20 protein-coding genes and 2 pseudogenes are annotated in these 24,750 nt (G+C 42.9%); 8 read left to right on the top strand and 14 right to left on the bottom strand.

The window, feature by feature from the left end; all coding sequences use genetic code 11:
- Both EYW48_RS05315 and EYW48_RS05320 read left to right on the top strand, forming a co-directional pair.
- A pseudogene (locus EYW48_RS05315) lies at positions 1-117 on the top strand (IS630 family transposase); the annotation flags it as partial.
- Positions 118-994: 877 nt separating this feature from the next.
- Positions 995-1,873 (top strand): hypothetical protein, encoded by an 879-nt coding sequence (locus EYW48_RS05320; protein ID WP_277431974.1) that lies wholly within the window; start codon positions 995-997, stop codon positions 1,871-1,873.
- Positions 1,874-1,987: 114 nt separating this feature from the next.
- On the opposite strand, the gene EYW48_RS05325 is transcribed toward EYW48_RS05320, so the two are convergent.
- Together EYW48_RS05325 and EYW48_RS05330 are read right to left on the bottom strand one after the other, a co-directional pair.
- Positions 1,988-2,509: a DUF2058 domain-containing protein gene (locus EYW48_RS05325; RefSeq protein ID WP_053311701.1), complete on the bottom strand. Its 522-nt coding sequence runs from the start codon at positions 2,507-2,509 to the stop codon at positions 1,988-1,990.
- Positions 2,510-2,580: 71 nt separating this feature from the next.
- Complete coding sequence (locus EYW48_RS05330; protein ID WP_053311700.1) at positions 2,581-3,711, bottom strand: MFS transporter; 1,131 nt, start codon at positions 3,709-3,711, stop codon at positions 2,581-2,583.
- Positions 3,712-3,809: 98 nt separating this feature from the next.
- Here EYW48_RS05330 and EYW48_RS05335 point away from each other — a divergent pair, with 98 nt between their 5' ends.
- Positions 3,810-4,592, top strand: a complete 783-nt coding sequence (locus EYW48_RS05335) for a helix-turn-helix transcriptional regulator (RefSeq protein WP_277431975.1) — start codon at positions 3,810-3,812, stop codon at positions 4,590-4,592.
- 33 nt (positions 4,593-4,625) lie between these two features.
- Here EYW48_RS05335 and EYW48_RS05340 read toward each other — a convergent pair whose 3' ends face one another.
- The gene (locus tag EYW48_RS05340) at positions 4,626-5,597 is read right to left on the bottom strand and encodes a hypothetical protein (protein WP_277431976.1); all 972 of its coding nucleotides are present in this window, start codon (positions 5,595-5,597) and stop codon (positions 4,626-4,628) included.
- Positions 5,598-6,929 (bottom strand): sphingomyelin phosphodiesterase, encoded by a 1,332-nt coding sequence (locus EYW48_RS05345; RefSeq protein ID WP_277431977.1) that lies wholly within the window; start codon positions 6,927-6,929, stop codon positions 5,598-5,600.
- Between the two features lie 361 nt (positions 6,930-7,290).
- On the opposite strand from EYW48_RS05345, the gene EYW48_RS05350 reads away from it, so the two are divergent.
- Positions 7,291-7,794, top strand: a complete 504-nt coding sequence (locus EYW48_RS05350) for an RNA methyltransferase (protein WP_080996412.1) — start codon at positions 7,291-7,293, stop codon at positions 7,792-7,794.
- Here the strand turns inward: EYW48_RS05350 and EYW48_RS05355 are convergent.
- The 9 genes from EYW48_RS05355 to EYW48_RS05395 all read right to left on the bottom strand — a co-directional run bounded on the left by EYW48_RS05355 (position 7,791) and on the right by EYW48_RS05395 (position 18,664).
- Positions 7,791-8,342, bottom strand: coding sequence for a hypothetical protein (locus EYW48_RS05355; RefSeq protein ID WP_053311696.1), 552 nt, complete (start codon positions 8,340-8,342; stop codon positions 7,791-7,793). The two genes, EYW48_RS05350 and EYW48_RS05355, sit on opposite strands and share 4 nt — an antisense overlap.
- Positions 8,343-8,379: 37 nt before the next feature.
- Positions 8,380-9,456, bottom strand: coding sequence for a beta-eliminating lyase-related protein (locus EYW48_RS05360; RefSeq protein ID WP_171980633.1), 1,077 nt, complete (start codon positions 9,454-9,456; stop codon positions 8,380-8,382).
- 119 nt (positions 9,457-9,575) lie between these two features.
- Positions 9,576-10,592, bottom strand: coding sequence for a substrate-binding domain-containing protein (locus EYW48_RS05365; protein ID WP_171822935.1), 1,017 nt, complete (start codon positions 10,590-10,592; stop codon positions 9,576-9,578).
- Between the two features lie 56 nt (positions 10,593-10,648).
- Positions 10,649-13,234 (bottom strand): glycoside hydrolase family 3 protein, encoded by a 2,586-nt coding sequence (locus tag EYW48_RS05370; RefSeq protein ID WP_277431978.1) that lies wholly within the window; start codon positions 13,232-13,234, stop codon positions 10,649-10,651.
- Between the two features lie 14 nt (positions 13,235-13,248).
- On the bottom strand, positions 13,249-14,343 hold the full coding sequence (ugpC, locus tag EYW48_RS05375) for a sn-glycerol-3-phosphate ABC transporter ATP-binding protein UgpC (protein WP_171980634.1): 1,095 nt from the start codon (positions 14,341-14,343) through the stop codon (positions 13,249-13,251).
- Positions 14,344-14,422: 79 nt separating this feature from the next.
- Complete coding sequence (locus tag EYW48_RS05380) at positions 14,423-15,289, bottom strand: carbohydrate ABC transporter permease (protein ID WP_053311691.1); 867 nt, start codon at positions 15,287-15,289, stop codon at positions 14,423-14,425.
- 4 nt (positions 15,290-15,293) lie between these two features.
- On the bottom strand, positions 15,294-16,280 hold the full coding sequence (locus EYW48_RS05385; RefSeq protein ID WP_261918352.1) for a sugar ABC transporter permease: 987 nt from the start codon (positions 16,278-16,280) through the stop codon (positions 15,294-15,296).
- A gap of 101 nt (positions 16,281-16,381) precedes the next feature.
- Entirely contained in the window at positions 16,382-17,626 is a 1,245-nt protein-coding gene (locus EYW48_RS05390) for an extracellular solute-binding protein (protein WP_171980636.1), read from the bottom strand.
- Positions 17,627-17,656: 30 nt separating this feature from the next.
- Entirely contained in the window at positions 17,657-18,664 is a 1,008-nt protein-coding gene (locus tag EYW48_RS05395) for a LacI family DNA-binding transcriptional regulator (protein WP_261918351.1), read from the bottom strand.
- A 244-nt stretch (positions 18,665-18,908) separates the two neighbouring features.
- Here EYW48_RS05395 and codB point away from each other — a divergent pair.
- Positions 18,909-19,087, top strand: a pseudogene (gene codB, locus EYW48_RS05400) (cytosine permease); the annotation flags it as partial.
- Between the two features lie 9 nt (positions 19,088-19,096).
- On the top strand, positions 19,097-20,374 hold the full coding sequence (locus EYW48_RS05405) for a cytosine deaminase (RefSeq protein ID WP_171980639.1): 1,278 nt from the start codon (positions 19,097-19,099) through the stop codon (positions 20,372-20,374).
- Between the two features lie 133 nt (positions 20,375-20,507).
- Here the strand turns inward: EYW48_RS05405 and EYW48_RS05410 are convergent, their stop codons facing one another.
- Complete coding sequence (locus EYW48_RS05410; RefSeq protein WP_171980640.1) at positions 20,508-21,746, bottom strand: carbohydrate porin; 1,239 nt, start codon at positions 21,744-21,746, stop codon at positions 20,508-20,510.
- Between the two features lie 461 nt (positions 21,747-22,207).
- Between EYW48_RS05410 and EYW48_RS05415 the strand changes: the two genes are divergently transcribed.
- Together EYW48_RS05415 and EYW48_RS05420 are read left to right on the top strand one after the other, a co-directional pair.
- Positions 22,208-22,822 (top strand): NAD(P)H-dependent oxidoreductase, encoded by a 615-nt coding sequence (locus EYW48_RS05415; protein WP_277431979.1) that lies wholly within the window; start codon positions 22,208-22,210, stop codon positions 22,820-22,822.
- Entirely contained in the window at positions 22,819-24,747 is a 1,929-nt protein-coding gene (locus tag EYW48_RS05420; RefSeq protein ID WP_274676754.1) for a monovalent cation:proton antiporter-2 (CPA2) family protein, read from the top strand. The genes EYW48_RS05415 and EYW48_RS05420 overlap by 4 nt, the downstream gene beginning before the upstream one ends.
- Positions 24,748-24,750 lie beyond the last annotated feature (3 nt).

Below are 24,750 nucleotides of genomic sequence, written 5' to 3' on the forward strand. Positions count from 1 at the left end.
GACTTCAAGGCGGCAATAGACCAATTTTTTTCTGTGACTCTTCCAGAGATCGCAGGCTCTTTGACATCTCGAATTAATGATCATTTTCAGGTTCTCAAGCCTGCATCTTCAAGTTGATTCGGTATAGGTACTCCTTTGTATATTGTGTGTATATTGCAAATTATTTTGCAAACAACCACAGTAGATATAAAATCAGTATCATATTCAACTGTGTTGATTTGTATTTTAAATCTGATTTTGTGACCGCCTGACTTATTAAAAATTTAAAGAATGAAATTTTTATACAAAACACATTTATATCAGTAAATAATATTAAAATTTAGTAATACTAATGTAATTAAAATGTGCCCCCAGTGAGGTTTATTCATAGATAATCACTAGAGCCATTGCAGTAATAACCAAGGGGAAAAGGGAAAGGGTTCAACATTAATGGTAGTCACTCGATCACACTCGGAAATGCGATCCCATCGGTGTATTTTCACCACAGCCATTTTACTATCGAGTAATCAGAAAAAAGCCCCTTTCTGGGCTTTCTAATAATGACTTATTGAGTAAAGGCTTTTAATACAGAGCCTAATGTAAATCAGCTTAAAGTTTTTAGCGATCATAGTAAAACTCCAATAACTTGAATTAAGTCTCCAATATCTAACTATTATCACTTTAATTCTCAATAGAATCACATGACTTTTCATGAGTAAATAGCTTTGCAGATAGGCTAACTATTTTTAGTGTTTTGCTATTTCAGTATAAAATACACCCAAACTATTTATAGTTGCAGGTAGGAAGGGTATAGAAAAATTAACCAGTCAGAGGGAGTAAGTATAGATATAAAATATTTATGTCGGATGCTTATGCTCAATGATGAAAAGAGCGCTGAGTAAGTCAATATTAGTGAATGAAAAACGGAATAACAATATTTCACATAAATTCTAGTGACATACCTTTCGATTTCAAACGATGATGATCAGATTAATGTTGAACATGGGTGATATTTATGTGTCCATCTACTATTTCTTCAATAAGCAATATCAATTCAGTTGTTACAAGTAATGAGCATCTCAGACCTCCAACTGGAGGTGAAAATAATTTACCAGAAAAGATACGGCATATAAAAAATGTTCTGGAAACATCTGAAACCAATGCCAACGAAATTATAACTAAAATACTTACCAAAGCAGAAGAGGAAAAATTAGATCCTGACCTTTATATAGAAAAAATACCAAAACAGGAATTAAATCCAGAAATTGAACAATTATTACAACAACTATATACAGAACTGGATAAGCAAGATAAATATCAATCACAATTGCCCACACCGAATTTAAAAAGAGAGAGGCTATCAGAACTTGGTATGGATCCCGATTCCAAACGGGCTAAAATGGCTTCTAGTACTCCCTGTCAAAAACCTGAGTTATCAATGACTGAAATTCAGGTTGCTAGTGATGGACTCTGTTTTTTTAGGGCCATTCTTGTTGATCAAACTAAATGTACGGATTATGCCTCTGGGCAAAAAATAAGTGCTCAGGAGATAGAAGGCTTAGTCAAAGGCTCTCTTAATACTGAGCTAGAATTTGCGCTAAAATCAGCATTGTCTAACTTAGTATCAATGAATATGAGACCATCACTCATGCAGTCTAAGAGTGATGATGAAATCATCACGTTACTAAAAGATAATCCAGCAAAATGGTATTCAGGAACTGCACTCGCCCAATTATTTAGTCACTCAGCCAATGACAACGATTTTGAAGAGTTTAATGTTTTTTCAGACGTCATCTTTACGCATTTAAGTACTCAATTCGACACCAGCAACTTAGTTCATAATGGTCGGGATCACTATAACGTAAAGATTAGTAAGTCTACTAAAGGTTCGTAAGCCTATTGAAAACGCAGCACTGTAGTTATACTAAGCAGGAGATAAATGGTGTACGTGTAGCGTTTTTTGCTTATACCTAAACCACTTGAAGTGGTATACACGTACACCAACGGTTTACCACATCAAATCATCAGGAACGACGAAATCGGCATATGGGTCGTCTTCTTCAGGAAGGGATTCATCAGCGGTTTTATTTTCGATGATACTGTCTTCATCTCGCATAAAGATTTTGTCTGCCACCACTCCGGGAATAACTGCGTAGCTCTCTTCATAGCGCGCAATAGCCAGAATGCCTTTACTTAGTTGGTCACGAACCAATGAGTCAACGTACAGTGACTTAACCAACTTACCATCAACAAAGTTGTATTTGATCTCACCATTTTTAAGATCCAACTTGTTCATTTCAATCAGCTGTTTTACTTGTGCTTGAATTTCTTTGCTCAATAGCTGTTCTTTCTGCTGTTTGTTGAGCACTTTGTCGCGCTGTTGCTGTTCAATTTTTTTCGCTTCAACCGCTGCTTTCACTTCACGTGCTTGTACGCGAGATTTTTTAGAGCTCTTTTTTGCCTTACTGAGTTTTTTGGCGTTTACCAAACCCGCTTTTAGCATTTGCTCTTGTAGAGATAAAGTTGCCATGATCAATCCAAGTCAATTATTTACCCGTCAGTTTAACGTTTCATGCGTTGCGAATAAAGCGGTCGATGTATCTAAGTCTGTGGCTTCATAGTCCAACTGATAATAACGACAAACAATGCGCAAACCACCAGTGTTGCTCCTAGATGCTGAGCAGCACCTACCAGCGCCAAGCCTAAACCGATAAGAAGGTAATACAACAGACCAAACCACGCACCAGCCGAACCTACTTGCGCTTTGTAGTTCTTTAAAGCTTGGCTAAGTATATTAGGAATACCAATACCAAACCCCATTACGATCAACATCATAGGCAATAAAAACAGAAGGCTGTCGTCCAGCAGGTAAACACCTATCGCCCCACACAATGACATGCTTGCCGCTATTTGTAGCAATATTGGTTGAGAGGCATCCATATCAAGTAGTTTCTTATTGAGTAGACTACCTAATAATGTCCCTAATGCTAATATCGCACCACTGTAACCAAATATTTGTGGCCCAAAGCCTAACTTTTCAAACAGAAAAGGCCCCTGCAGATAGTATGAGAACAAGAGGATATTAAAACCAGCAACCAGCAGCGCATTACGCCAAATCTTAGTATCAAAAAACATGACTGTTACTAATGCTAAAACTTTGGGTTTGCGAGTATTCTTTGGTTGAGTTTCAGCTAAAGCCACTAAACACGTTAACCATAAAATAACAGCCAACATACTAAGCACCATAAAAACGGCTTGGTAGCCACCCCACTCAGCTAATAAACCACCAGCAGCCATACCCAAAACTGGACTAATCGATAACCCAATACCCATATAGGAAAAGACTTTTGCCAGTGATGCCCCTTCGAAACAGTCACGCAGCATAGTTTGTGTCACTACTGAACCAACTGCGATGCCAAAAGCACTGATGGCGCGCAGTACCATTAGGTACTCAAACTGTTGCGTTTGCATCGCGCCAAAAGCTGCCAGAGCATAAATCGCAATACCTAACATCATCGTTGTTCGACGGCCAAGATGATCCGATACGATTCCCCAAGTCACTACCCCTAGCGCAAAAGCAGTAAAGTAGACGGATAAGGTTTGGCTGGCGACTGCAATCGGCACACTAAAGCCACGAGCAATATCAGGAAGCGCAGGGCTATAGATTGTTTCAACAATCTGCGGGAACATCATTAGAATGACCATCAGGCCAATGGAAGGCGACGTTTTCATTTTTGTTTTTCTCGTTTTAATCAAAGTTGGGCAGAGTTTACGCAGCTTTGTTATAGTCCCAATAACATAACTAAGACAAAAAACAGTAGGATTCAGACATGGCACTGATTAATGAATCGACTCATTTCGATGCCGACGCCTTAGCGGCCGATGTGGTTGGTATTGCAGCACACATAGGTAAACACGATTCCGGTATGCATAAACACCAAAAGGCGCAATTACTTTATGCACCAATAGGGTGTATGAACATTGTACTGGATGGACAGCTTTGTGTGTTGCCTCCCACACGCGCCGCGTGGATCCCTTCAGGTGTGATGCATTGTGCAAAAATGAATAATGTGGTCGAGTATCGGTCACTCTATTTTGATGAATTAAAAACTCCACGACTGAGCGACAGAGTAAAAATCATTGCCGTCACACCATTGTTGCAAGCACTGATTGAGCGCATGTCAATGTGGCCATGGGATAAACCGAGCGGTGAAATGAAAAACACATGTGCTCTATTTTTTGAAGAGTTAGTAGCGGCACAAGAAGAGCACTTATCGCTGCCAACGCCACTTGACAGCAGGTTAAGCCGCTGGCTAAATATTTTTGCTAAAGGTGAGAGCGTTGCGCCAAGTTTGAATGAACTCAGCCAACATATCGGTGCCAGCAGTAAAACCATTACACGAATTTTCCTTAAAGATACCGGCATGCCATATCAAGACTGGCGTCAGCAATGGCGACTCTTGAAAGCCATTGAGCTACTTGCTCAAGGCCTTCAAGTTAATGATGTCGCCCACCAACTGGAGTTTTCTAGCGATAGCGCGTTTATTGCCTTTTTCAAAAAACAAACCGGACGCACTCCGCTAAAATACTTAACTGCCAGTACTTGTTGCTAACCTTATTGATCACCGTTTCGCTATTGGCAATATTTAGCGATTAGCAAAAAAGCTTTGTCTGAATTCATAGCGCTTCTGAGCGACATGCTGCGACCATTGCTCTGCTGTAAGAGAGGCAAATTGCGTTTTCCTTTGTTCTGACAATGTGTCATTAAACTGCGCCAAAGCTTGCTGGTAGCTTTCTATCTGCTGCGCCTGCACCTTTTCTTCAACTTGACGTTGTACGATTTCACCTCTTTCTTGGTCATTTAAATAAAACTCGGCAAGGCGCTGTTGCAGCTCCCCACGTTGCTCTAACGAAAAATGCTCAGGGATCAGGCGCAGTGCTTGTTCATAACGAGCATTGTTAGTGGAAAGTGAGAAACTATCCCACTGATTTTCATACTGCGTCAGTCGCTGAGTGATATGCTGTGATGCTTCTTCAACAGAAGAATACCCCACGCTTTCATCTTGCAGTTGAGCTAAGTCGTAATAGGCGTATTGATCGGCAAACAGGATGTCAGCTTGTTGTCCCCACACTTGTTGATCAATCGCTTTCACATTAGCAATTTTTTCACCTAACTCTTTATTTTGGCTCATAAAATCCTCGCCAAAAAGAGCATCACGTTGCGTTTGCTTTTGCCAATAGGTTGCCACTAACTCAAGCCGTTCTGGCGATAAATTTTCCCGAAGTTGGTCCAATTGCAACTCGCAGTTCTGCTGGTGGCGACATTGCTGCCAAAAGTGCTCGATATTCTGTCTCAGCACACTTCCCAGCGCAGTTTTCAGGTTTTCCTCTAGCTGACTTACAGGGTCTGAAGCGTCATTGCCACCTTTGGACAACAGTAATGCTTCATCTTGGTTTTGTGAGGATAGAGCCTTCGTCAAAGACGCTTTGCTTTCACTTAACTGCACTTGAGAAACCACTGCTTGAACTGGAACAACCACAGAATGCTCCGGCTTTATCCACCAGTAACTTGCGCTACCCACTAGGGCAACGCAAGTCAATAACCATGCATGACGCATTTAACGAATCTCCGCTTTTACTGGGAAATGATCCGACAGGTTATAGTGCTGCCATAAGCGTTTGTCTGTCGTTCTTGGCACTAAAACTGTATTGAGGTTATGCTCACTCGGTTGGGCAAATTCTTTACTAACAACAACATAATCGAGATATTCCACATTACCATCACCTGATGATGGCTTGCCTGCAAAATCATTAATGCGAGGATCAAAGGTTGATTCAGTGTACCCTGCATAGCTTGGCTCGGTAACCGCAAGATTAGTCAGCATACTTTGGTAGTCATCTGCAAATTTTCGTTTGTTGACATTGAAGTCACCACCATAAATAACCGTGTCACTAGGCAGAATAGCTAGAGATTGGGCAAAACTTCGCATCTGCTTAAATTGACGCTGACGATAATGACGAGCGGTATCCGTATCAAAAGCAGCAGTATGAGTGGCAAATAAGTGATAAGCCTTACCATTTTTTATGATCTCAGCGTAGTTGATTCCTTTATCAGCAAAGCAATCAGTCCCCGAACAATCTGGAAATGCATACTGCCCTTGATTGACGATCGGGTAACGGCTGACAATGGTCACACCACCGTCATAAATATTCAAACCGGGTTTATTGAGCATTTTTGTTTGGTATGGATACTCTTTCGCAAGGTCACGCAAAAAAGCGTCTCGCCCTGAGGCAAAGACCTCTTGCAGCATTAACGCATCGTACCCTTTGAGATATTGAGGAATAACGGAAAAACGGTCAGAGATGTGCGATGCAACAACGGGTAATGCCCATACGTTGTAAGTTATCACTTTGAATGTATTGGCATCTGCATCAGGTTTTTCATCAATTTTAGCCGGCGTTATGGTGTAATAAATATCATCATATCTCGCTGTCCTGGCTGATTTAAAGGCAAGTTCCGCTGGTTGGTTAGTCAGTTCCTCCGTTTGGTAACGATGGATATTTCGGTCATCTTGCCAATGCAGCGAAACATCTTGTGCTTGCACGCCATATTCCATTGACGAGTTATACCAATGGCCTTTGACCTTCTGCTGTAATGAAAAGACTTGACCTTGTGGTAAAGTCACTTTGGTCTCAAATTGATAGGTTTTTCCAGAACGGACCCCTTTCCAGCGGTTAAAACTGAGCACCATTTTCGTTTCCCACGGCGCAAGAGTTTCAATGTGCTGCTGCCATTCGCGACCGAGTTGTAACTTGTCTGTCCCTGTATGGTTAACTTTGATTGACATTGGCATATCAGAGTTATTGGTTAAATAAACATCTGTATCTGCGAAAGAAACTTGAGAGGCAAGAGCTAACCCAACCAACAGGGTACTGTTTATTATTTTCATGCGACCATCCTTCATTTGCTGAAAATATAAATGTAACCATCCACATATTAAATATTCATTGAATTAATGCGACATTTTATGTAATTAGATGGATATCACCTAAAAAGTCGAAAATACGGATATGTCACAAATACAACTACACCGCCATTATTTGATAAAGAGGGACTGATTAGTTTTAAAATACGATCGGAGTGAGCAATGAATCAGAGAAGAGGTAGGGCAGCTCACCTGATATCGATATGGCTAACCTTCTGTGTTCATCATCTTTAATCAACAAAACGAGTTTCTCCCTTATCAATTCTCATTTTCTCGGTATACTGCCCATCCAAAATATTTAAGGGATCAGTTTGTGGTGAGTGATATGTCTGTGATCATTGGTTTATGTAACCCGAAAAGCCCGACCAATGTGGGTGGAGTAATGCGAGCAGCAGGGTGTTACCAAGCTTGCGCGGTACGTTATAGCGGTGAACGCTATGATCGCGCGGTGAAGTTTCAAACCGATACTAAAAATGTCAAAAACAGATTACCACTCACGGCAATGGAAGACATCACGCTAGATTTACCCAGTGACATGAAAATCGTGTGTGTCGAGCTGGCCGAAGGAGCAACGCCCTTACCTGAATTCATTCATCCTGACAAAGCGATTTATGTCTTCGGCCCAGAAGACGGTTCTATTCCGCAAGCCATCGTCAACAAAGCCAGTGATGTGGTTTATGTGCCGACGATCGGTTGCATGAATTTAGCCGCAAGCGTTAACGTATTGCTTTATGACCGATTAGCCAAAGCCAATCTCGATATTGACCATAGCGAACGTATCATTAAGAGCAGAGATGTGAAGAACCGTTTGAAATTTCAACGCGATTAATCTCTCGCCCATTCGTGACGAACCCCATTGTTTTGTTTATCGAAATAGTGGGGGTTAAGTTGCATAAATTGGTCTTTTATTAACATTGCCGTATCCCAACTGGCGATATCAGCATGCAGCTCAAAGTTATCAACCGTTAAGGTGAATGTCGGCGGTTTTTTCCATACCTGCCTATACAGTTGCGTTTTGCCATCGCCACTGCACACAAATGCGATAGAGTGAGTCGGCCCATTTTTCTCGGTTAAGTGGGCGGGTTGTGATGCATTTGGCTGGCATTCTTGCTCGCGAATAACCACGACTTCAAATTTGTTATCGATCGTCGTATGAGCAAACACAGCAACTTTTTGGCTGATATCTACTCGACGTAAAAGCAATTGGTTGGTGTCATGCGTACGAGCAATTTGTGCACCAAAACCTGCGGGGCTAAAGTGATACCAACTCCAATCAATATCCATATTCAAATAATGGAGATCACGATATGCTGAGTACCCAATATAAGCGGCACTCGTAAATACCAATGTCACCATCACCGCTAGCAGCTTGTTCATACAGCGTCTTATTACTGAAAACCAAATTGGTGCTATTCTACCCCATATGATTGCTCAGCCAATCTAAAATCTCGGTCAATTTTTCATCTGACATATTCAGCAGATGGTCACCAACATACCATTCAATCATACTTTGCTGTGGCAACGCGGTGATTTGTGGGTTGCCAATCCATACACCTTGTTCGCTCGCCAGTTTATCACGCATCGCGACTGCGTTTTCATAACTAACCGGCAGATAAAGATGGAACATATTGGCTTGCGGTTGCGTGGGATTAAGCACAAATTGAGGGTAGCGACTTAAGATTTGATAAACTTGTTGGGTTCGCTCAAACAACTGCGGCATAGCTGCTATTCGCCGTTCAAACTGCATTGCCGCAGAAACAATATACGGGGTGCGATGATAAACATTACCACCTTGCCGTCTCATCCACATACTGGCGCAATCAAGCAATGGTTTATTTCCTAGCAGCATAGAGCCACCTAACCCATTGATCCCTTTATATAAAGAGACATAGACAGAATCAAAGCCTTGCGCTATTTCTTGGTAAGACTTTTGGTAATAAGCAGAAGCTTCCCACAAACGCGCGCCATCCATATGCAAATGTATTTTCTGCTCGTGGCAGTACTCTTTGATTTCCTGTAATTGCTGCCAAGTCGGTAATTGTCCACCAATTTCACGCATTGGCAACTCGTATAGCACAGCGGCAATATCATCTGGCCACTGTTTAAGATCTTTTAAGGTCCATGGACGAAACATGTCGCCAATCGTCAAAATATTAAAACGATTTTGCAGTTGGTAACCCTGTCTTTCATGACGAAAGATATGACTAGACTCATGCATAGCAACAAGAGAATTATTTTTCTGGTCGCACACTAACTGCAACACAGTGGGCTGAGTCATAGTACCGGAGATAACAAACAGCCCCGCTTCAAAACCCAATAATTGGGCAAGTTGTTGCTCGAACTGCTGAATCAATAGGCCTTCACCATACACATCATGCTCAATGTCATTTTCCAAGCACCAAGTCGACATATTTGCAAACAGCTCTGCTGGGCTGGGCTCTCGGTTGCCAGCAATGAAAGTGTGACACTGTTGACGTAATTCTTGGGCCATCTTATTTCCTTATTCTTTTGACATAAATATGGTTAACCACAATAACATCGACGATAGTGAACGCAACCTACACCGCAACCAGTCCCATTGCGGAGTATTTTACCGATAAAAATTTTTCATTATCGATAGATAGACTTTGTTGATTCTCGAACAATTAAATCAATCGGCGGCAGCCGCGCATCATGCTTTTCCCCACTGAGTAAGTTAAGTATGGAATGCGCGCACACAGCGCCGATTTCCTCAATAGGTTGACGTAACGTCGTTAGTGCTGGGGTAAAGTATTGCGATACCGGTAAATCGTCAAATCCTATCACCGAAACATCTTCAGGCACTCTCAAACCGTGATCAGTTAAGGCTTTAATGGCTCCATAAGCCGTTTGATCGTTGGCGGCAAAAATGGCGGAAAAATGTATTTTCGATTGCAGTAATTCAGCGGTTTTTTCATAGCCAGTTTCTGAACTAAAATCACCTTGCTTAACCAGCTTGGGCATCGGTTTAATACCCGCTTCTCGCAGTGCTTTTTTATACCCGTCGAAGCGAGCGGTCGAGTCAGGTTGATTCGATAGCCCCTTAATATGCGCAATATTGACGTGCCCTTGCTGCAATAAGTGCAACGTTGCTATATAGCCACCGAGCACATTGTCGACATTGATACAGCGAACGTTATTACCAACAATATGGTGCCCAACCGCAATAATAGGAATGGATTCTGAATATTTTAGTATTTGCTCACTTTTCAAACTGCCAGTGACAATGATCATGCCATCAACATGGCTTCGAGTGAGGTATTCAATTGCATGAACTTCTAATTTTTTTTGCCACTGTCCCGTTGCTATCAACATTGAGTAACCCTTCGCCATCAACACTTTTTCCATATCGTTCAAAATACGGCTGGTATGGGGGCTTTCTGCATGCTGCACTAAAACACCGATGGTCATCGAACGTTTATTTTCTTGTCGCTGAATAGAGTAATTGGGTTTATACCCCAGCGCCTTTATCGCCTGCTCAATATTCTGACTTTTCTCGTCTGATACATAAGTGGTGCGATTTAAATAGCGAGAAACGGAGCTGGCAGACACACTGGCAAGTTTAGCAACATCATAAACGGTCGGTGCTTTTTTAGATTTGGTCATGATAATAAGCTCTAAAGGGTAATTCCTTCTCGTCAACGAGAAGGAATTAATAGTTCTATCTATAGCGTATCCCAACAGATGTTGGCGAGCACGAACTTACACTCTCCATGTGTGAATAATGAGAAGGGCGTGTCGAGATGGCTAAAACTTAGCCCTTGTTGTGAAAAATGCGTACATGGAATACGGACATGAACAAAGGTTTCACTTTCGACTGTGAAATATTCACTGACATCCACTTTTAGCAGATTGTCAATGTCACCCATACGCCCTGGAACAGCCGAACGTTGCACAGCCAGATACATAGGCTCAGTCGCCGCGTTCAGCACCTTAATTTCAAAACTGATCACGCCTTGCTCATTATCATAATGGCTGAAATCTTCAGCATGCCCTAATCCAGTTTGCGCGTAGACCATAGATCCACCGCCCATCATGTCTATCTCAACCGCATCTTGCTGCTGTTGGTAGTTGTATGGTCTGGTGTTTAATGTGCTGAGTTTCATCACATTATTGCGCGAAACATCGGTACCCATCCAATGATCGGCATCTGAAACCTTAAGCTGATAATCACCAATGGTTGCCATGATGCCATAGAGATGCTCGGCATGCGTTGCTCGCGTTTTAGCTTCGGTTGGGTCGATATCCAGATCAAGGTTATCCAGATCGCGAGTCTGCTTTTTGTCACTGTAGTCAAGCCCATAGCCATATTCAAATAACGGAGCGTGTTCTCCCAATGGTGACTGTTCGCACTCTGGCACTACATAATTGGGAATATGTCGAGGAATGCGGTTTACGCACGCACTGCGCTTTTTATTTGGCCAACTGAACGATAACGTACCGGTAAAATCATAGTTCGCTTCACCGTCAGCATTCGCTATCAATACATCAGTAATACCCCGCCCTTCACTACCGGGTAGAAACGCAGCGACAAACGCTTCAGACAAGGCAATTTCTTCATTAACAAACAGCGGGCGACCGCTAAAGAATATCGAGACGACTTTCACACCACGTTGATGCAGCGCTTTAATTTTTTCACTGTCAGCGCGGTAGCTGCGTTTTAATGTCGAAAACTCTAACGATTGCCACGCTTTAATGTCACCCATCATTTCAGAATAGGGGTCCTCACCAAACACCACCAACGCGATATCTCCGGCTTGGTATTCATTGGTCAGTTCTGGATCGTAGCATACATTTTTCTGACCCAATTCCGCCTCTAACGCCATTTTCACCGTGGTTGCACCAGGAAAATCCGCTAAGCAGTTTTCATCACCCTGCCAAGTTAAATTCCATCCACCAGACTGTTTTTGTAAGTCATTAGCACCACTGCCCGTCAGGAATATTTTGCGACCACGTTTTAGTGGCAAAATGGATCCCTTATTTTTCAAAAGCACCATAGATTGACGTACTGCTTGACGCGCAATAGCGCGATGTTCTGCACTGCCAATGAGTGATTGATTTCCAGCTAAAGCACGCACAGAGGGATGAGGTTTATGCCATAATCCAGCACGCATTTTTACCCGTAAAATGCGAGTAACAGCATCATCAATGCGGCTCATGCTAATCACACCGCTTTTAGCATCGCTTACCGCTTGATGATAAACCGACTGCCAGTGTTCGCGGATCGGAATCATCAAAATATCATTGCCCGCGTTGATCGCGTAAGTCGCATTGCCGTCGGTGCATTTGCTGATTTCAGAATGACCATGCCAGTCGGTCACTACCAATCCATCAAAACCCATTTTTTCTTTAAGAACGTCTATCAGTAAGTACTTACTGCCGTGGATCTTAAAATTGTAATCAGTTTGTGTTTGTGGTGAGTGGTCGTAGTTCGCCGCATTATCCCAAGTATTAAAAGAAGACATCACCACTTGTGCGCCCGCATTTAAGCCACTGAAGTAGCCCATAGCGTGAATATTACACAATAAATCTTCACTGTAGATATTAGTCCCACGATCAACACCGTTGATTGTGCCGCCGTCACCAACCCAATGTTTCACATTCGAGATCACATGATGCTCACCTTGCAGATCAACTGCATCACCTTGTAAACCGACCACCATTTCACTGGCGTAAGCATAGGTCACTTCAGGGTCTTCCGAATACCCTTCATATACGCGGCCCCAACGTAAATCACGTGGCGTTGCAACCGTTGGAGCGAACGTCCAATCGATGCCCGTTGCTGCAATTTCTATCGCGGTAATACGACCGATTTTACGAATAAGAGCGGTATCTCGCGCGCAGCCAAGGCCGATATTATGCGGAAATACAGTGGCACCATATACGTTATTATGACCGTGAACCGCGTCCGTTCCCCACATAAAGGGAATATTGAATGGGCGTCCTGCAAACGCTTTTTGCGCAGCAAACCAATATTCATCGGCTTTAGCAACCCACTCACTAGCAGGTGCATGTTTGTTATTGTTCGGCCATGAGCCACCGCCATTCAATACCGTGCCTATTTTGTATTGAATGATCTCTTGAGCAGTGATATCGCGAATTTCTGGCTGAATCATTTGGCCGATTTTTTCTTCCAGGGTCATTAAACTGACAATTCTTGCGACTTCTTGCTCGATGGCAGGGTTGCTTTTAATCGCCGATTCAATTTTTGGCCAAGTATCAAAATAAGGAGCTTTGCTGATTGTTGTCATCGCCTTTACCTCTATTAAAAACTAGCCAATGAGTTTTCACTCAAGGCATCAAAGAGGTGAATTGCATCCAAATCGAGGTAAAGCGTAACATCACTCACATCCAGTTCCGCCGCCTGAGTTTCAACCATCAAAGGTTGGTCTGCAATTTGTGTTTTTAGCAAAATGCTCGCACCCAGTAGCTCTTTATCTTTAATTTTAACCGGAATTGGCAACACGCGATCGTGATTCACTTGCTCGGCTCGTAGATGAATATCAGTTGGACGAACGCCAAAATGCAGTGCAAGGTTTTTTGATGCATGCGCTTTAAAACGCTCTGGCAGCGGGATCAGCGTTTCGCCAAGTTTGATCAACCACTCGCCATCTTGTTGAACTAATTGCGCATCCAACATGTTCATTGAAGGGTTGCCGATAAACTGGGCAACAAATTTATTCGCAGGGCGTTGAAATACTTCGGTCGGTGTACCAACTTGCGCGACATAGCCATCTTTAAGAATGACGATACGATCAGCTAATGTCATCGCTTCAATTTGGTCATGGGTAACATAAATGGTGGTGGTTTTAAGTTCGCGGTGCAATTGTTTGATCTCCTCACGCATCACGCCACGTAATTTTGCATCAAGGTTAGAAAGCGGCTCGTCAAACAGGAAGACTTTCGGTGTGCGAACCATGGCACGCCCCATCGCCACACGCTGACGCTGCCCACCAGAGAGCTCTTTTGGCTTACGATCAAGTAGTGGATCTAATTCCAACATTTTTGCCGCTTTACGTACTTCAGTATCAATCTCTGCTTTCGGCATGCCTTTTAGCTTCAGCGCGAACGCAATATTTTCATATACGCTCATGTGCGGGTATAGCGCGTAACTTTGAAACACCATTGCCAAGTCACGGTCTTTGGCATCTATCTTATTCATCAGCTTGTCGCCAACGTAAATATCACCCGATGTGATCGACTCTAAACCCGCCAACATACGTAATGTGGTCGATTTTCCACAACCAGATGGGCCAAGAAACACCACAAATTCGCCATCGTTAACCGTGAAATCAAAGTGCTTCACAACATCCACATTACCAAATGATTTCTTAATATTCTTAAATTCTACTTTTGCCATGATTTGTTCTCCTTCGTGCGCTGCGCGTTAATCGAGGCTGCTCCTGCACACGCAATTAAATTGTCTATTAAAAAGCCGATTAACCTTTTACTGCGCCAGATGTCAGACCGCTGATCATCTGTTTGGAAGCAAACAGATAAATAGTCACCAATGGCAATATGGAAATAGTGGTGCCAAGCATTACAGCACCCCATGGCGTATTCGGAATACCTTGCACACTACGTAGTGCTTGAGTAATGACGTAATTTTCTGGCGACGTCAGCACCACTAACGGGTTCATAAAACTGTTCCAAAAGAAAACAAATTGCACGATAGCCAAGGTAGCAAGTGCTGGTTTCATCAAGGGTAAAACCACACTCCAGTAAGTACGAAATTCTCCCGCACCATCGAGCTTTGCCGCTTCCAACAACTCTTTAGGAATGGATGCCATCACGTGTTGACGCATTAAAAAAATCCCAAACGGAGTGGTCGTAAACGGCAGCCAAACCGCCATGTGGTTATCCATCAAACCCAAGAATTTGACGATCATAAAGTAAGGGATCAAGCTCAATACTGGTGGGATCATCATTGAAGCCACCAACATACCGAACAGGGCGTTTTTACCTTTGAATTTGAATACCGCGAACGCGTATCCTCCCATGCTACAAAACAGTAATGAGATGGTGGTCCCTAAAAATGCAATGTAGATAGAGTTAAACATCGCCTGCCAAAATGGCATGATCTCCAAAAGCTTCGCATAGTTGATCGCCAAGCTATCCCCAATAGCAAAACTAATACCCGAACCAAAAATTTCGGTACGGTCGCGGGTAGAAAGCAGTGCCGACCATAGAAATGGGAAGACCGTAATTAACGCTGACACAATCAACACCACGGCCAGCATAGCCATCGCAATTTTGGTGATAATTTCGATACTGCGATCGCTTGGTTTTAAAGCGTGAATCGACATAGTATTACTCCCCTAACCCTTTCTTTCCAAAGAAGAAAAATTGAACAGCGGTACACATAGCAATCAATGCAAACAACAGCCATGAAATCGCCGAAGCTGTACCCATCTCTAACCATTCCCAGCCCACTTTGTAGAGATACATTGAAATCGTTAAACCAGCTTGGCCCACGCCACCTGTACCACGAGTTAATACAAACGGTTCTTCAAACAGCTGTAAGTTACCGATAATGGTCATGGTGACGGCAAAGAATACAAATGGACGAATCATAGGCAGGGAGATGTTCCAGAAACGGCGAAAGGCGTTGGCACCATCCATACGTGCCGCTTCTAAGATATCCTTAGGAATTGTCATCAAACCGGTAGTGTAAAGTACGATGTTGAAACCGGTATATTTCCAGAACACCATGATAGCAATAGAAGGTTTTATCATGGTTGCATCATCTAACCAGCGAATGGGTTGATAATCATTGACCCATGAAAAGGCCCAACCAAGTAGCGAGCTATCAGCTAGTGCCATCAAGCTTTGGTTGATGATGCCAGAATTTGGCGAATACATATTGAAGAAGATGAGTGAAGCCGCCACCGTTGAGGTAATGAACGGTAAGAAATAGGCTGACGTTAACCAATGACGCAGACGATCACCTAATGACACCAAAATATACGCCACAGGAATAGCCACTAAATGCTGCGCTACACCTGAGGTAATCGCAAGCCATAATGTATTGCTTAGTGAGCGCCATAACCAAGGGTCGGTTAATGCAATTTCATAGTTATCAAACCCAACATAACTCATGGCAGCAACCCCTTCGACAGGGTTCCATTCATGAAAAGACAAATACACCGAAAATAGAAGTGGAAACACTCCAAAAACAGAAAAAATAATCAAAAACGGCAATAGGAATCCATACGGTGTAAGCGCTTTCAAACTCAGGCGAGAAAAAAAACTTTGCGCGGATGATACTTCCATGGCGTTGCTCGTAGCTTGATTCATAGTAACGACCTCTTACCTAGAGGCATGCAATCATGTCTCTATTAACTTGCTTTGATGAACCACCAGTTTTACTGGTGGTTCTTTTAACTCACAATGAGTAATTACATATTACGTGTGCGACGCTTAATAAGACGTTCTGCATCTTTAAGCGCTGTCTTAATGTCTTTGCCTTCATCCAACACTTCCATCAGTGCGTTTTCTAAGATGATAGAACGAGCCACATGGTCACCTTTTGCGGGCGCAACAGGTTTGATGTTTTTTGCTACATCAGCAAACAATAGACGTGCTTTTTGCCCACCAAGGAATTCAATCTCTTGGTTGAATATTGGGTCATCATAAGTCGTAATGTTTGATGGGAAAGCTGCAATGGTTTCAAACGCTTTTAGTTGAACATCACGCTGAGTTGTCATGTATTCAATCAACTTCCATGCTTCGTCTTGGTGTTTTGACTGAGTAGGAATCGAAAGGAATGAACCGCCCCAACTACCGTAAATACCATCAGGCAATTGTGAAACTGCCCATTTGCCCGATGTATCTGGAGCAATCCAATTTTTCAAATGACCAAGTAACCATGCACCGGAAAGTTGAGTCGCAAAAGTGCCGTTGCGGAAACCTTCATACCATTCGTTTGACCATGCCAAAATGCGCCCATCTAACCCTTTATCGCGGATCTCTTTGGCCACTTCAAAAGCGTGCACGAAACGATCAGATGTGACTACAGAGTTACCGTCTTTATCAAAGTACAACCCCTCACCTTCTGGCACTGTGGTAAAGATGATTGCTTGTGCCACGTCAGCGGCTGATGCTATCAACTGAACATTTTGCTTTTTCAGCGCTTCACCAGCCTTGATATAAGAATCCCAATCTTTGATCGCTTCATTAATATCAACGCCTGCTTTTTCAAACACATCGGTGCGGTAATACATAACACCAGGGCCAAGGTCGACCGGAATACCGTACATATTGCCATCAGCACCTTTACCTTGTGTCCACGCGTAAGGTGCAAAACTTTCTTGGAACTTGTCTGCCCCATATTTTTCAGACAAGTTAACTAAGCCACCAGAAGCAACGAAAGGACCGATTTTTTCGACATCCACAACGATGACATCACCGGCTCCTGACCCTGTTGCTAAGTTAGTGGTTAATTTGGTGTGATGGTCGCCGTGGTTATTCATCAAATAATCCACTTTGATGCCAGTCTTCTGTTCAAAATCGGGGAGCAGCACTTTCAAACTGCTATCAAAGTCTGGAAAACCGTCAAAACGAATATTGGTATCGGCAGCGTGTGCAAGCGAAGCAAGTCCTAGAGCCACGGCGCTGGACAGCGCTAAGGTCTTAAATTTCATGATTCATCCTTAATATCTTTATTGTTAGGTTTATAGGGTACTAATTACATTTTTGACTGACTCTCGCACCACCAATGAAGGTGATAACTTGAAGTCTACGTCACGTTTGTTCTTGTGCAGTTTTTGAATAACGAGCTGAACCGCTTCTAAGCTCATTTGTTCAAGGGGAAAATTAACGGTGGTTAAAGCCGGTGTCAGATAGCGAGCAAACAAAATATTGTCAAAGCCGACCAATGAAATATCATTGGGAATTTGCATTCCAACACGACGCAACTCTTCAAAGGCACCGAATGCCATATGATCATTGGATGCAAACACGGCGCTAAATTCACACTGACGCATCAGCAATTTACGCATAGCTTTCACACCTGACTCTTCGGTAAAACCAGCCTCAGAAACCAACGCTTCATCATACTCAAGCCCGGCCTCCTCTAATGCTTTACGATAGCCTTGCAAACGGCCACGGGCATCCGATTTCTCTAATGGTCCTGTAATGCAAGCAATGCGTTTATGACCTTGATTGAGCAAATGTTGTGTCGCTAAAAAACCGCCCAACTCGTTATCAATATCAATACAACTGCACGCTATTTCAGGAATAAAGCGATTGACCAACACCAGATTGATGCCCTGTTGATCCAATTCAATCAAGTAATCATCGGTCAGGTTTTGCGTATGAAGAATAAGGGCATCGACACGGCGGCCTATTAAAAATTGTACCGATTCTTTCTGACCTTGCTCGGTGTTGGAACCAGCAGTAACCACAACGTGATAACCAAACTTACGCAGTTGCTCTTCAATATTATGCAAAATACTGGAATAAAACGGGCCACCTAGCTCTGGCACAATCACACCGATACTTCCTGTGCGGCTAGAAGCTAAAGCTTGAGCAATAGAATTCGGGCGATAGCCGAGATCTTTAATTGCTTTTTCAACTTTGAGTTTTTTGTCGTGGCTGACGCGGCTCGTACCATTGATGACTCGCGACACCGTTGCTTGCGACACACCCGCATGTTCAGACACATCTTTTATCGTCGCCACATTTGCTCCAGTTCATTATTGATAGAAAAAACACGAAACCGCTTTCATGGGGCAATTATTAGAGATCCCACCTTGCTTTAGCGTGAGTAAAGTCACAGCAAAACAGGCATAAAAATGACAATTATCTAAATATTGAAAGTGACGGCAGTTTCACGATGAGCCATGAAACTGTTTCATGATATAGGAACTGCAGAAAAGACAATCGGAGCAACCTTTCGGTCTTTCAAATGCACAAAGCATAATCATTGGCACATGAAACGCGTTATGGTTGTACAATAACCTTGTGGGTTAACATTCTTATTTTTGACCATTGTACCTATTGCTGGCGTTGTACCACTTAATGCTGTCCTAGGTGGTGCTATTAGCTACCTTATTCTTAATCCAATCATTAATAAAAAAGTACTTGTCGAACAGGCTGCTTAAGGATTTTTCATGAATACGTTATTAATCAAAAACGTTGCATTACAGCACACGCAAGGGTTACATCAAATCCTGATTGAAGATGGGCTGTTTAACACCATTACTGCCAATGATGTCGATTTAGCATTTGAAGGTACAGTGCTAGATGCCGAAGGTGGCTTAGCAGTGGCACCATTTTGTGAACCACACATTCATTTAGATACCACCCAAACCGCTGGTGAACCACACTGGAATATTTCAGGCACTTTATTTGAAGGTATTGAACGTTGGGCTGAACGCAAAGAGTTGCTTTCAGTTGAAGACGTGAAAGCACGTGCAAAACAGACATTGAAATGGCAAATTGCCAATGGTGTACAACATGTACGCACCCATGTTGATGTTTCTGACCCAACATTAGTGGCACTAAAAGCAATGCTTGAAGTGCGTGAAGAGATGAAACCTTGGGTAGACATACAAATCGTTGCTTTTCCACAAGAAGGGATTCTTTCTTACCCCAATGGTAAAGCGCTGCTAGAAGAAGCCGTAAAACTCGGCGCTGACGTCATTGGTGCGATCCCACACTTTGAATTTACCCGTGAGTACGGTGTGGAGTCACTACACTACGTCTTTGAACTGGCACAAAAATATGATCGTCTGATTGATGTGCATTGCGATGAAATTGATGATGAGCAGTCACGTTTTGTCGAAACGGTTGCAGCACTGGCGCACAAATTTAAAATGGGCGAGAAAGTCACTGCAAGCCATACCACAGCAATGCACTCTTATAATGGTGCATATGCTTCGCGCTTATTCCGTTTGTTGAAAATGTCTGGTATTAACTTTGTTGCTAATCCATTGGTTAATATTCACTTACAAGGCCGCTTTGATGACTATCCAAAACGTCGTGGTATTACGCGCGTTAAAGAGATGTTGGCAGCAGATATCAATGTTTGTTTTGGTCATGACGATGTATTTGATCCTTGGTATCCGCTTGGTACTGCAAACATGTTGCAGGTACTACACATGGGGTTACATGTCTGTCAAATCATGGGGTATGAGCAAATTAATAATAGTTTGGATTTGATTAGCACCAAATCAGCACGAACTTTAAATATCCAAGATAATTATGGCATTCAGCTCGGTAAGGCTGGCAGTTTGCTGATCCTTCCTGCCGAAAATGGCTTCGATGCTTTGCGCCGCCAAGTTGCCGTTCGCTATTCAATTCGTCATGGTAAAGTGATTGCCGAAACGCAACCAGCTAGCACATGTATTCACCTAGAAAAAACTGAAGCAGTAACGTTTCAGCGTTAGCCCCTATTTCTGAAAAAAAAACGGGCCACCGAGGTGGCCCAAAAGCATAAGTGTATTGCTGAGGTTAAGGTTCGCCTTTCATATTGCAAAAAAGCGGTTAAATAAAATGGACAGTAAATTATTTACAACAGGTTTACCACCATGCCTCCCACATTGCACCAATCGTGACAGTATCTGGGTTAGTTGCCGTTTTAAATAAGCCATCTTTGTCAATAACGGCTTCGTTATCTGCATCACCGACGGTTGCGTAGAAACGCAACATAGGTCGAGCACCAGCGCCTTTACCAAAGGAAATATTTTGCGATAGCGTCACCTTCCAAGAAGAGTTCGTAGCATCGATGTTGTCAAAATCGACCACATCGTAACCCGCTTCTAACCATGTTGAATTGACATCGTCCCAGAAATACATCGGGCGAACCACCACGTTGTAGTTAGTGCGATCATACTGTTTGTATTCACCATCTTCATACGCTTGATAGGCGGCTAGGTATTCAATTGCAGCATTGTCTCCCATCGCTTTATTACCATCAAAGCTAACCAACAACGCCGATTGATCTGCGGTTTTCCAAAATACACTGTCTTTTGCGTTGTCAGAATAGCGAACAATGAAACGATCGCTGCCAAAATTTAATTCTCCCGCAACTTGAAAAGCGTTCAGCTTTTTCGCATCTGGGTCAGAGTTATCATCAAAACCGTAGTTGGCATAAAGACTTAAATTGGTTGAATCTGAAAAATTAATGCCATGCCATTTGGTGGTCAATGCATAATTACCGTCTTGATGATCATTAGGTCCTGCGCCTGTTGCGCTCACTACGCTGGCATCTAGCTTGACGCTTCCTAAATCAAGGTTATAAAAACCACCGCCTTGACCATCGTGCATCATCCAGAAATAGTCATTCAACCCCGTAGCTGGACGTTGATGAAAATCACGACCTGCCCATACGTAAAGATCTGGCTGGCTTTCAAAAATGTTGGTTCCACCCGCGTAAGCTTTTGGTACACCAACATCATCGCCCCAGTGGTTAAACATCACCACGACGTCCCAAATCGCGCCGCTATCGCTGACAAATCCTTTACCAAATTGGAACTCACCACCATTACCCTCGTTACCTAAACGACCGGTTGAGTTACCATTTAAGCGGCCATTAGTTTCAACCAACTTGGCGTCTCCATTTTGGTAAGCAGCACCGTAGCGAGCATAACCAGAGAACACGATACCAGCAGGCACTTTAATGTCTGGTGTCAAAACAAGCGGTTGCTGATCTTGCTCCAACACTTCGGGATTAGGCATTGGATCATTAGCCAATGATGGAGCAGAAGAGAGTACGGCAGCCACTGCGAGGGACAGAGGTAGAAGCTTATAATTTTTCATGTTAAATCCTATTAATCACTGTGTTTGTTTTTGTTCTGCAACCAGTTTAAAAAATGAAACAAGTGAAAATTAAGATTCGCTTCACAGCGCCAGTTTACGCGACAGGTTATGAAATTTATCTGGGGTGGGATTTAAAAAATTAGTTATAAATATCATAAAGATATGCTGACAATATAAGTTAAAACCATTTTGAAAACGGTTTCATTTCATGGGAATAGCTGACTTTTATCACGATAATTCGTCAAATGACGGATCAATTATTGTTACTGGCAATGAATATTTTCATATTGATGAAATCTTTCATCGTCAACAGTAATAGCCATGCTTGCAAAGTGAATAAACGATTGAGGACAAAACAATGGCGGCACTAACAAACTCGCTCCTTACGCGCTTTTAATGTACTGTTTATCTTTAAAAGTACGGTTTATTTTGCAGGCATCGTTGCAATGCAAGGAGCAATAATGGCTACACAAAAAGTTCTCGTTTTATATGCGCATCCTTCTCAGAGCCGCTCCGAGGTCAATCTTCCCATGTTCAAAGCGGCGCAAAATATAGCAGGCGTCACCGCTGTCGACCTCTATTTTGAATACCCAACTTTTGATATTAATAAAGAGCAACAACGTTTATTGGATCATGATGTCATCATTTTCCAATTCCCGTTGTACTGGTATTCAACACCGGCATTGCTGAAAGAATGGCAAGACTTAGTGCTAGAATATGGTTTTGCTTATGGGCAAGAAGGCACAGCACTAAACGGTAAGGTTTTTATGTGCGCTCTCTCTGCTGGGGGGAAGGAGTCAGCCTATAACGCGGATGGCTATAACCATTTTACGATTCGCGAGTTGTTACAACCGTTAGAACAAATGGCAAACTTAACAGGTATGGTTTACTTACCGCCATTTTCACTGTTTGGTGCACGAACCGCAGAAGAAGATCATCGTGTCCAACAACATCTCAATGAGTGGACAATACTGCTTCATGCATTGGTCGATAACCGCATTAACCTTAAGAAAGTTCGCCATCTGGCCAATATGAACCTTTATTTAACTTCTCTCAATAATGGAGATACTGCATGACCAGTTACTTCCTCCAAGCGTTTATTTATCTCGCTGCCGCTGTTATTGCAGTTCCTCTGGCGAAACGTTTTGGATTAGGTTCGGTACTCGGCTATTTAATCGCTGGGGTAGTGATTGGACCGATTATCGGCTTAGTGGGTGAAGAAACAACAACCATTCAACACTTTGCTGAATTCGGAGTGGTGATGATGCTGTTTTTAGTCGGTTTAGAACTTGAGCCCAAAATGCTGTGGAATATGCGCCATCGGCTGCTTGGACTTGGTGGGTTACAAGTGGCTATAACCACGCTAGCGGTTGCCGCGATTAGCTTGCAATTCCAGCTCTCTTGGGAATTATCACTCACGATAGGTCTTATTTTCTCCCTCTCTTCCACCGCTATCGTTTTACAAACCTTTAATGAAAAAAACCTTGGAAAAACAGAAGGTGGCAGTAGCGCTTTTTCAGTACTGTTGATGCAAGACATTGCTGTTATCCCAATGCTCGCGTTTATTCCCTTATTGGCGATGCCTGAATTAGTCGAAAAAGCGCAACAAGCAGCCGCACATATGGCTGAAACACATCAAGAATTGAGTTTAGTCGCAGGACTTCCTGGCTGGGGCTATGGCATTGTCATCACCTTATCAATTGCTATTCTCGTGATCGGTGGTCACTACTTGAGTCGCCCACTATTTCGCTTCGTCGCCAGTTCCGGTTTAAGAGAAATATTTACCGCTGCCGCACTGATGCTCGTAATTGGGATTGCCGCTTTAATGAGTTTGATCGGTTTGTCGCCAGCTTTAGGCACCTTTTTAGCGGGTGTGGTATTAGCTAACAGTGAGTTTCGTCACGAGTTAGAGTCGAACATTGACCCATTCAAAGGATTATTACTTGGTCTATTCTTTATTACCGTAGGGGCAGGAATTAATTTTCATATTCTGTTTGGTGACTTCTTCTTGGTCATTGGCCTTACTCTGGCCACTATGATATTAAAAGCCGCCATTTTATTTAGCCTTGGTTTTGTTTTTCGTATCAAAGGGGTCAATCGCTGGTTGTTTGCCCTCAGTTTGGCTCAAGCGGGAGAGTTTGGTTTCGTGCTATTAAGCTTTTCAGTACAGAGTCATGTAATCGCCCCTGAAATGGCGCAAATACTATCCTTAGTGGTCGCCTTATCGATGTTCCTGACACCAGGGCTATTTATCTTATTCGATAAAGTGATCATCCCTCGTTATCAGCATGTGCTTAATGATCGCGAAGCCGATGTGATTGAAGAAAAAGGAACGGTAATCATTGCGGGCATCGGCCGCTTTGGACAAATTGTTAACCGCATACTAGTAGCCAATGGGGTACGCACCGTGGCGCTAGACCACCAAGCTGACCAAGTTGAAACCATGCGGAAAATTGAAACTCAAGCTTTCTTTGGTGACGCAACAAGACCCGATCTCTTGCATACCGCCGGCATTGAAGAGGCCTCTTTATTAGTTGTGGCGATAGATAACCGAGAAAGCAGCATTGAATTAGTCAAATATGTTAAACACACTTATCCTCAAGTGACGATTTTGGCACGCGCATTTGATAGAGGCCATGGCTACCTGCTTAGGCAAGCAGGCGCGGATCATATTGAATCAGAAACCTATCATTCAGCTCTTGAAGTGGGCGCACAAGCGTTACGTAGCTTAGGTTTACACCCTTTTACCGTTGAGCAACAAAAATCAGCCTATAAACGCATTGAACGAGAACAATCTGACGAACTATATAATGCTTGGAGTTCAGAATCGGGCGAGGATCGGTTCGATAATAATTATCGTAAACTCTTTATGCAATTAGAAAAAAGACTAGCCAATGCCATGAATTCTGACCGCAGTGATCAGCATTCCTTATCCGAACGAGGGTGGACTCCACCACCTAAAGACTATGCCTCCGAATTAGAAGAGCCGAAAAACCAGTGAGCA

This window comes from Vibrio sp. 1180_3 (assembly GCF_029478545.1).
In the GTDB taxonomy this organism is placed as follows: Bacteria; Pseudomonadota; Gammaproteobacteria; order Enterobacterales; family Vibrionaceae; genus Vibrio; species Vibrio aestuarianus.